The 9,284-nt window shown below is 73.0% G+C and carries 10 protein-coding genes; 7 read left to right on the top strand and 3 right to left on the bottom strand.

Going from position 1 to position 9,284, the window contains the following annotated elements; genetic code table 11:
- Positions 1-194: 194 nt before the first annotated feature.
- On the bottom strand, positions 195-749 hold the full coding sequence (locus tag JT723_RS29755) for a COG4315 family predicted lipoprotein (RefSeq protein WP_205047936.1): 555 nt from the start codon (positions 747-749) through the stop codon (positions 195-197).
- Between the two features lie 140 nt (positions 750-889).
- Here JT723_RS29755 and JT723_RS29750 point away from each other — a divergent pair, with 140 nt between their 5' ends.
- Positions 890-1,420, top strand: a complete 531-nt coding sequence (locus JT723_RS29750; RefSeq protein WP_205047935.1) for a sigma-70 family RNA polymerase sigma factor — start codon at positions 890-892, stop codon at positions 1,418-1,420.
- Entirely contained in the window at positions 1,417-2,127 is a 711-nt protein-coding gene (locus tag JT723_RS29745; RefSeq protein WP_205047934.1) for an anti-sigma factor family protein, read from the top strand. Before JT723_RS29750 ends, JT723_RS29745 begins: the two co-directional genes overlap by 4 nt.
- Here the strand turns inward: JT723_RS29745 and JT723_RS29740 are convergent.
- Complete coding sequence (locus tag JT723_RS29740; RefSeq protein ID WP_205047933.1) at positions 2,114-2,314, bottom strand: hypothetical protein; 201 nt, start codon at positions 2,312-2,314, stop codon at positions 2,114-2,116. The genes JT723_RS29745 and JT723_RS29740 overlap by 14 nt on opposite strands.
- Before the next feature lie 349 nt (positions 2,315-2,663).
- Here JT723_RS29740 and JT723_RS29735 point away from each other — a divergent pair, with 349 nt between their 5' ends.
- Entirely contained in the window at positions 2,664-4,733 is a 2,070-nt protein-coding gene (locus tag JT723_RS29735; protein ID WP_251512996.1) for a HelD family protein, read from the top strand.
- Positions 4,734-5,024: 291 nt separating this feature from the next.
- Here the strand turns inward: JT723_RS29735 and JT723_RS29730 are convergent, their stop codons facing one another.
- Positions 5,025-5,735: a copper homeostasis protein CutC gene (locus tag JT723_RS29730; protein ID WP_205047932.1), complete on the bottom strand. Its 711-nt coding sequence runs from the start codon at positions 5,733-5,735 to the stop codon at positions 5,025-5,027.
- Positions 5,736-5,943: 208 nt separating this feature from the next.
- Here JT723_RS29730 and JT723_RS29725 point away from each other — a divergent pair, with 208 nt between their 5' ends.
- The 4 genes from JT723_RS29725 (at position 5,944) to JT723_RS29710 (ending at position 9,282) form a co-directional block, all read left to right on the top strand.
- Positions 5,944-6,900 (top strand): ABC transporter ATP-binding protein, encoded by a 957-nt coding sequence (locus tag JT723_RS29725; RefSeq protein ID WP_205047931.1) that lies wholly within the window; start codon positions 5,944-5,946, stop codon positions 6,898-6,900.
- 10 nt (positions 6,901-6,910) lie between these two features.
- Positions 6,911-7,732 carry an ABC transporter permease gene (locus JT723_RS29720; RefSeq protein WP_205047930.1) on the top strand — a complete coding sequence of 274 codons (822 nt, stop codon included), beginning with the start codon at positions 6,911-6,913 and terminating at the stop codon, positions 7,730-7,732.
- Positions 7,733-7,772: 40 nt separating this feature from the next.
- A complete protein-coding gene (locus JT723_RS29715) occupies positions 7,773-8,534 on the top strand; it encodes an ABC transporter permease (protein ID WP_205047929.1) in 762 nt (253 codons plus the stop codon).
- Between the two features lie 73 nt (positions 8,535-8,607).
- Entirely contained in the window at positions 8,608-9,282 is a 675-nt protein-coding gene (locus JT723_RS29710) for an HD domain-containing protein (protein WP_205047928.1), read from the top strand.
- The last annotated feature ends 2 nt before the right edge of the window (positions 9,283-9,284 follow it).

Genomic DNA, 9,284 nt, shown 5'->3' with positions numbered 1-9,284 from the left:
CTAGGCCGTGTTTTGGAAGTCCCGCCTGCCCCGCGACGTCTGGCACGCACGCTCGCTGCGTTGTCGGAGTCGTCCGAGTAGGCCCACTACGAGGACGACCCTCCGCCTTGCGATCGCACGCACCAGACGCCGCCGGGCCCCCGCCCTGTGGGCGGACGGCGCTACTTCCAAAACACGGCCTAGCCCGCCACCTGTCAGTAGCCCGCGTAACCTCCCCCGCCGCTGGAATCCGAGGACGAGGAGGAGGGCGCGGGCGCCGAGCCGTCCGTACGCAGCGCGTGCCAAGTGAAGTTATGGCCCGCGAAGGCGTCCTTGAAGCCCTCCCCCGCGGTGTCGCCCGGCTTCTTGTCCTCGGTGAAGGTGTAGAGCGGGCGGCCCTTGAGGGTGACCTGCTGCTGCCCGTTGTCGGGCCGCTTGACGGTGCCGAAGCCGGCGCCGCCGGGCAGTCCGGCCGCGGAGGCGGAGCCGGCCAGGACCGGGTGCCAGAAGTCCAGGCATCCCGCGGTGCAGCTGATCGTGCCGCCGGCCTCCTGGTCGGCCGCGTAGGCGGTGTTCCCCGCGGAGTCGGCGTAGACCATGCCGAGCGCCGAGGTGTCGTGCGTCGTGACGACGCCGCCGGACGCCGCCCCGGCGCCGGAACCCGCGTCCGACCCGCCGGAACCCCCTGACCCGCACGCCGCGAGCGCCAGCGAGGCCGCCCCGGCGAAGGCGACCGCAGCGAGCACGTTCCGCATGGACCGAGTGGCCATGTTCCGCCCCTTCCGTCGTGGCACGCCGTCTTGCGGCGTACCGGTGCACAGGGGGTACGCCGCCGCTGCCGGGACGGTTCACCGCAAATCAGTCCGGTCCGCAGGTGAACCGCCCGGGGCCGGCGCGCGTACCGGGGGTCGTGGAGCACGTATTCGGGCGGCGGGACCGCCGCGACGGCGAGTTTCTGCGCGCGCTCTACGCACGGCACGGGCAGTCACTGCTCGGGCACGTGGCGCGGCTGTGCGGCGGGGACCTCCAGCGCGCGGAGGACATCGTGCAGGAGACCTTCCTGCGCGCGTGGCAGCACCGCGAGCAGCTGGCGGTGGACGCCGCCGCGCCCTGGCTGCACACGGTCGCGCACAACCTGGCCGTGTCGGCCTTCCGCCGCCGCTCCGCCAGGCCGGCGGAGACACCGCTCGGCGACGAGGACCCGCCGTGCGAGACCGACGAGCTGGACCGGGCGCTGGAGAGCTGGCAGATGGCAGCGGCCCTGCGCGGGCTCAGCCCGGAGCACCGGGCGGTGCTGGTGCAGGTGTACTACCTGCGGCGGACCGTCGCGGAGGCCGCAGCGGTCCTCGGCGTCCCGCAGGGGACGGTCAAGTCACGCTGCTACTACGCGTTGCGTGCCCTGCGCAACGCCCTGGACGAGCAAGGGGTGACCGCGCCATGACCTGCCGGGAGAGCGCCGACCTGGGAGCCTACGTACTGGGCGCGCTCCCGCCTGCCGAGCGGTCCGCGGTCGAACGCCATGTGGCCGACTGCCCGCACTGCACGCAGGAGTTGGTGCTGCTCGCACCGCTGCCCGGGCTGCTGCGGCACACACCCTTCGTCGAACTCCCCGAGTCCGCCGCCCCCTTGCCCCACCCGCCGGCGGTCGCGGGCATGGATGCGGGTACCAGCACGGGCGCGGGCGCGGAAGCACGCAAGGAGACGGCCGGGGCGGTGCGGCGGCGGAACCGGCGGCGCCGGGTGCTGGTGGCCGCCGGTGCGGCGCTGTCGGCGGCCGGCGTCGTCGTGGCGGTGCTGTTCGGGACCGGGGGTTCCGGCGGGCACAGCGACGCGGTGGGGGCGCGGCCCGGGGCGATCACCTTGTCGCGGACCGATCCGGCGACACATGTGTCGGCGAGCATGGACCTGACGGCCGAGTCGTGGGGGACGTCGGTGCGGCTGCGGCTGGCGCACCTGCCGCCCGGGGTGGTCTGCCGGCTGGTCGTGCACTCGCGGGAGGGGCGCAGCGAGACCAGTGGCACGTGGGCGTCGGACTACGGGAGCGGCGCGACCCTGACGATCCCGGCCTCGACGTCGATCAGCCCGCAGGACATCGTGGGCCTCGATGTGGTCACCGCGCAGAACAGCGTGCTGGTCACCGTTCCGTGACCACCGGTGCGTGATCACGGTCCGTTATCTTCTCGCTGCCCAGGATCACCACGTCCACCACCGTGACGGCGAAGACGCGGACCGCCCGCAGGGCATTGCCGAGCCGGTGGCGCGGGTGGTCGGGGGCTGCGCCGAGCACGGTGGCACCGTGAACGGCCGGACCTGGGGGAATGATCGTGGAGGCCATGTCTCCACCGTACGAAATCAGGCATTCGGCCTACGTCGGGCTGAGGATGTAATTCTTCCCCCGCCTGTCCCCCTCCGGGCGGACCCCCGACCCCTACCCCGGCCTCAGGGTCACCCCCGAGACGTCCCCGCCCGGTCGTACGGGTCGCCGTGACGACCCGCCCACCCACCGCCACCGCGGATAAATCCGTTCGCGCACCCCGCCCCCGGAGCGTAAGATCGCGCGTCTTGCCGCCTCCCGGACGCCTCCCGGACGGGAGAGCCGCCGGCCGGACGGAAACCGGTCGGCCACCTCACGTACGCGTACACGTCACCGTGCCCGCACCCACACACCAGCCGGAGGCAAAGCCGTGCCCTCGCACGTCCCGACCCAGGACCACACCCCCGACCCGCTCCAGCGGGAGCGCGACCACCTGTCGTCCTCCAGGGCCGCACTGCGGGCCATGCGCGAGGACGTCGAAGCGCTCGACATCAGCGACGTCACGGGCAACTGGGTCAACGCCAAGATCCTCGCCGGCGAGATCGAGGTCCGCATCAAGGCGCTCGCCGACCTCGCGCACACCCCGCTCTTCTTCGGCCGCCTCGACTACGGCCACGCGCCCGGCTCCGAGCTGGCCGAGGGCGCGCAGGGGGAGAGCTTCTACATCGGGCGCCGCCACGTGCACGACGCCGAGGGCGACCCGATGGTGATCGACTGGCGCGCGCCCGTCTCGCAGCCGTTCTACCGCGCCTCGCGAGCCGAACCCATGGACGTGACGCTGCGGCGCCGCTTCGGCTACACCGGCGGCGACCTCACCGCCTACGAGGACGAGCACCTGTCCGACCCGGCCGAGGCCGACACCACGAGCAGGCTGCTCCAGTCCGAGATCGAACGGCCCCGCGTCGGCCCCATGCGCGACATCGTGGCCACCATCCAGCCCGAGCAGGACGAGATCGTACGCGCCGGGGTCGCCGGCACGGTCTGCGTCCAGGGCGCCCCCGGCACCGGGAAGACCGCGGTCGGCCTGCACCGGGTGGCGTACCTGCTGTACGCGCACCGCGAACGCCTCGCCCGCACCGGCACGTTGGTCATCGGGCCGAACGCGTCCTTCCTGCAGTACATCGAGCAGGTGCTGCCCGCACTCGGCGAACTCCAGGTCAAACAGGCCACGGTGGACGACCTCGTCGCCCATGTGCCGCTGCGGGGCACCGACTCGGCGGCCACCGCCATGATCAAGGGCGACGCCCGCATGGCCGAGGTCCTGCGGCGGGCCGTACGGTCCGGCATCCGGATGCCCACCGAGCCGGTCATGGTCGTCCGCGGCTCCCGGCGGTGGCGGGTGCCCGCGTACGAACTGGAGGAGATCGTCCGCGAGTTGGCCGAGCGCGACATCCGCTACGGCGCCGCGCACGACGCCCTCCCCCAGCGGATCGCGCACGCGGTGCTCGTCCAGATGGAAAGGGCCGGCGAGGCACCCGACGACCGCGTCCAGGACGCGGTCGCCCGCAACTCCGCCGTCAAGGCAGCCGTCAAGGCGTGCTGGCCGCCCGTCGACCCGGCGAAACTCGTCCTGCGGCTGTTGTCCGACCCCGAATTCCTCGCCGCCTCCGCCGACGGGCTGCTCGACGCGGACGAGCAGAAGCTGCTGCTCTGGGAGAAGCCGGCCAGGGGGCTGGCCTCGGCCAAGTGGTCCCCCGCGGACGCGGTCCTCATCGACGAGGCGCGCGACCTCGTGCAGCGCACCGCCTCGCTCGGCCACGTGGTCCTGGACGAGGCGCAGGACCTCTCGCCCATGCAGTACCGGGCCGTCGGGCGGCGGTGCTCGACCGGGTCCGCGACCGTGCTCGGGGACATCGCGCAGGGTACGACGCCGTGGGCCACCGGGAGTTGGGCCGAGGCGCTGCGGCACCTCGGCAAACCCGACGCCCGCGTCGAGGAGTTGACCCGCGGCTTCCGCGTGCCGCGGGAAGTCATCGCCTACGCGTCCCGGCTGCTGCCCGAGATCGCGCCGGACCTCGCGCCCGCCACGTCCGTCCGCGAGGCGGGCGGTGACTTCGCGGTTCGGGCGGTGGCGCCAGAATCGCGTGACCATGCCGTGGTCGCCGCCTGCCGCGAGGCCCTCCGCCACGAGGGCTCCATCGGGCTCATCGCGGCCGAGCCGCGCATCCCCGCGCTGGGCGCCGCCTTGACGGAGGCGGGCCTCCCCTACCTCCCCCCGGGAGCCGAGACCTCGGCCACCGCCCGGCTCACCCTGGTCCCCGCCACCTTGGCCAAGGGCCTCGAATACGACTACGTCGTGCTCGACGAGCCCGCCGCGATCGTCGCCTCAGAACCCGACCCCCGTACCGGCCTGCGCCGCCTCTACGTCTCCCTCACCCGAGCGGTATCCGGACTTACAGTCCTCCACTCATCCCCTCTCCCGCCCTCCCTCACCCCCTGACGCGGCGAGCGCAGGTGATTGCCCCTTGCGGTGAGCTTTCGCCTCTCCCCCGGCGGGGGGGTGCACACGTGGTTGCCCCTCGCTGTGGGGCTCGCATCTCTCGGTGCGCCGGTGATTGGTCGCGCAGTTCCCCGCGCCCCTGAGGGGTGCCCTCTGCCCGCAGGGCTGGCGCTTTCAGGCGGCGCCCTCTGCGCAGGAGGGTGAGCGTTTTCAGGGGCGCGGGGAACTGCGCGACCAGCCCCCACCGGACGGAAGGCGAAAGCCCCGCGCAAGGGGCGAGGCCTTCCCGGGCTAAGGGACGGGGACCGGGGTGTCGAGGGAGTGGCGCCAGGTGCGGACCGCGGCCGGGTTGACGGGGCCGGCCCACCCGCCGGCCCGAACGGCCCCGCCGACATGAAAGGCGTCAAGGCCCGCTGCCCGAAGCGCCGGCACGTGCTCGAGAAGCAGCCCACCCCCCACGAGCAGCCTCGGCTCGTACCCCGGCTCGCCGCCCCGCGCGGCCTCGGCGCAGAGGATGGGCATACCGGCGCCGACCCCTTCCGCCGACCCGGCGGTGAGGTATGTGTCGAGCCCGGGCAGCCCGGCGAGCTGGAGCCGTACGCCGTCGCGGTCGGCGGCCCGGTCGATGGCCCGGTGGAATGTCCACCGGCACCCGTCGAGCACGTCGACGAGCGCGTGGACGGCGTCGAGGTCGGCGCCCCCCTTCTCGTCGAGGAAGCCGAGGACGAATTCCTCGGCCCCTTCCGCCCGCAGCCCTTGCGCGGCTTCGCACAGCGCGTCGAGCTCGCGTTCTCCGCCGGCGCTGAAGCCGTCGGAGAGCCGCAGCATGACGCGGAGCGGGATGTCGACGGCGGCGCGGATGGCGCCGAAGGTGGCGCGCGACGGGGTGAGCCCGTCGGCGGCCATGTCGGTGACCAGTTCGAGGCGGTCGGCCCCACCGGCCTGGGCCGCTACGGCATCGTCCGCGCCGAGGGCGATCACCTCGAAGATTGGTCTAGACATATGACCAACCCTACCGACTGCCCAGGCGGTCCGCGACCCCCGGGTCCCCCCATGAACACCCACTGAACACCCTCCGCCCCAGCGGCGCCCCCGCGATGCGGATGACTTACCGCCCCACGCTAGAAACTTGCAGCAAAACCCTTTGATTTTGCGGCACCGCAGTGGTGGGATGACCCGGCTCGACAAAGACAAGAAAGCCGGGGGAGAAATGGCTGACGTGCTGATCGAGGCGCGGGGTCTGCGCAAGGTCCACGCCCCGCGCGGGGCGGCGGCCCCGACCGAAGCGGTGGCCGGCATAGATTTCCGCGTCACGGCCGGCGAGGCCTTCGGCTTCCTCGGCCCGAACGGCGCCGGAAAGTCCACCACGATGCGCATGGTCGCGGCGGTCTCGCCGCCGTCCTCCGGCCGACTGGAGATCCTCGGCATGGACCCGGCCACGCACGGCCCGCAGATCCGCGCCCGCCTCGGTTCGGTCCCGCAGGACGACACGCTCGACACCGAGCTGACCGTCCGCGAGAACCTGCTGGTCTACGGCCGCTACTTCGGCCTGCCGCGAGCGGTGATCCGCGAACGGGCCGCGCGCCTGCTGGAGTTCGCGCGTCTGGCGGACAAGGCGGACGAGCAGGTGGAGGCGCTGTCGGGCGGTATGCGGCGCCGCCTGACGATCGCCCGTTCACTGGTGAACGACCCGGAGATCCTGCTGCTGGACGAGCCGACGACCGGCCTGGACCCGCAGGCCAGGCACCTGCTCTGGGAGCGGCTCTTCCGGTTGAAGCAGCAGGGCGTGACGCTGCTGCTGACGACCCACTACATGGACGAGGCCGAGCAGTTGTGCGACCGGATCGTGGTCATGGACCACGGCCGGATCGTCGCGGAGGGCAGCCCCCGCGGGCTGATCGAGGCGCACTGCACCCGCGAGGTGCTGGAGCTGCGTTTCCCGCCGGACCGCCAGCAGCAGGCGGCCGAGAAGATCGCCGACACGGCGAAGGGGGTCGACGCCCGCGTCGAAGTCCTGCCCGACCGCCTCCTGGTGTACGCCGACGACGGCGAGGACGCCCTGACGGCGGTCCACCGCACGGGAGTCGAGCCGCTGACCGCACTGGTCCGCAGAGCGGGCCTTGAGGACGTCTTCCTGACCCTCACCGGCCGGACGCTGGTGGACTGAGATGCCACAGATGACGACGTCGGCGACGACGGCGCTGACGGCGACCGACGTGCTGACCGCCCGGCTCCCCGCGCTGCGCGAGTTCGGCTACTGGATGCGGCGCTACCGCCGCATCTGGCGCGGCACGGTGGTGATCAGCGTGGCGAACCCGCTGCTCTTCCTGGCCGCGTTGGGCGCGGGCCTGGGCAAGCTGGTGGACGCCAACCACAGCGGCCACCTGGCCGGTACGCCCTACCTGGACTTCCTGGCGCCCGGCCTGCTGGCCGCGTCCGCGATGCAGAACGGCTTCGTCGAAGGGGCCTTCCCCGTCTTCCAGTCGTCCCGCAGCCGCGGCAACTACCCGGCAGCGGCGGCGACTTCGATGCGCCCGGGCGACATCCTGGCCGGGCACCTGCTCTTCGTGGCCTTCCGGGTGCTGCTCAGCGGCCTGCTCTTCCTGGCGGTGGTGGTCGCCTTCGGCGTGGTTCGCCCGGCCCGCGCGCTGCTGGCCGCGGGTCCCGTACTGCTCACCGGCATGGCCTTCGCGGCCCCGCTGATGGCATGGGCGGTGCGGGTGGACCGGCAGAGCCGCCTCAACGGGCTCTACCGCTTCGTCGTGATGCCGCTCTACATGCTCTCCGGAACCTTCTTCCCCGTGGGCCAACTCCCCCACTGGCTGCGGGCGGTGGCCGCCTGCACCCCGCTGTACCAGGGTGTGGCCCTGACCCGGTCGGCCGCGCTCGGCGGCGGGGACGCGGGCGCCGCCGCCGTACACGCCTGCTACCTGCTCGCCCTGACCGCCGCCGGGGTGTGGGCGGCGAGCCGCTCGTACACCCGCCGACTCAACAGCTGAGAGGACCACCGTGCCGGTCGCGTTGTGGAGATCCCCGGCCGTGGCAGGCCCCGCCGCCCTGGTCGAGCGCAACCTCGTCATCTACCGCCACACCTGGTACCTGCTGCTGGCAGAGGTCTTCGAGCCGGTGCTGTACCTGGTGTCCATGGGCCTGGGCATCGGCGCGCTCGTCGGCCATGTGCCGGGCCTGGGCGACCCGTCCGTCGGCTACGTCGACTTCGTCGCGCCCGCGCTGCTGGCCACGGCGGCGATGAACGGGGCCATGAACGAGACGACGTTCAACATCTACGGCAAGCTGCGGATGCTGCGCACGTACGACTCGATCCTCGCGACCCCGCTGACCGTCCGCGACGTCGCCCTCGGCGAGGTCGCGTGGGCGCTGCTGCGCGGAACCGCCGTGACGGTGGTCTTCGGCGCGGCGGTGGCGGCCTTCGGCCTGGTGCACTCGCTGTGGGCGCTGCTGATCCTGCCGGGCGCGCTGCTGGTCGCCTTCGCCTTCGCGGCGGCGGGCCTGGCGGTCGTGACGTACATCCGCAGCTGGCAGGACTTCCAGCTGGTGCAGCTGGTGATGCTGCCGATGTTCCTGTTCGCGACGACCTTCTACCCGCTGGGCGTGTACCCGCGGCCGGTGCAGATCGGCGTCGAGTGCCTGCCGCTCTACCAGAGCATCGAGCTGATACGTCAGCCGTCGCTGGGCGTCGTGGACGCCGGTGTCGGCTGGGCGGCCCTTTACCTCCTGCTCCTCGGCTGCGCCTCGCTGGCCCTGGCCCTGCGCCGCCTGGAGCGCATGTTGCTGCCGTGACGGCACCCGACTGGCGCACGGCCCGCGCGCCCCGGGGGCAAGCATGCGCAGGCGTTGGGTCACAATGGCCCGCATGCCGACCACCAGGGCCGCCGCCCACCCCCGCTACGACGCGCTCCTCGCCCAGTGGAACGAGCTGCTGCGCCGCTGCCAGAGCGCAGGCCCGGACGACGCACCCGACCCCGCCCCTTACGGCCGCGACCTGCTGGAACGCTGGGGCGAGCCACAGCGCCGCTACCACACGCTCGACCACCTCTCCGACGTCCTGGCCCGCACCACCGAGCTGACGGCGTACGCCCACGACCCCGACACCGTCGCGCTCGCCGCCTGGTTCCACGACGCCGTCTACCGTCCCGACCGCAGCGAGAACGAGGAGCGCAGCGCCGACCTCGCCCGCCGCGCCCTGGCCGAGGCGGGCGTCGACGCCGACCGCACGGCCGACGTCACCCGCCTGGTCCGCCTCACCATCACCCACGACCCCGCCCCCGGCGACGCCGACGGCGAGGTCCTCTGCGACGCCGACCTCGCCGTCCTCGCGGGCGACCCCGCCTCCTACGCCGCCTACGCCGCCGCCGTCCGCGCCGAATACGCCTTCGTCCCCGACGCCGACTTCCGCACGGGCCGCGCCGACATCCTGCGCCGCCTCCTCGCCCTCCCCCACCTCTTCCGCACCCCTTACGGCCAGGAGCACTGGGAGCGCACGGCCCGCCGCAACCTCACGACGGAGCTGGAACTGCTGGAGGCATAATC

The sequence above is a fragment of the Actinacidiphila bryophytorum genome (genome assembly GCF_016916835.1).
GTDB lineage: Bacteria > Actinomycetota > Actinomycetes > Streptomycetales > Streptomycetaceae > Actinacidiphila > Actinacidiphila bryophytorum.
Note: the sequence above shows the minus strand (reverse complement) of the source record. Positions and strands in the feature narration are given on the sequence as shown.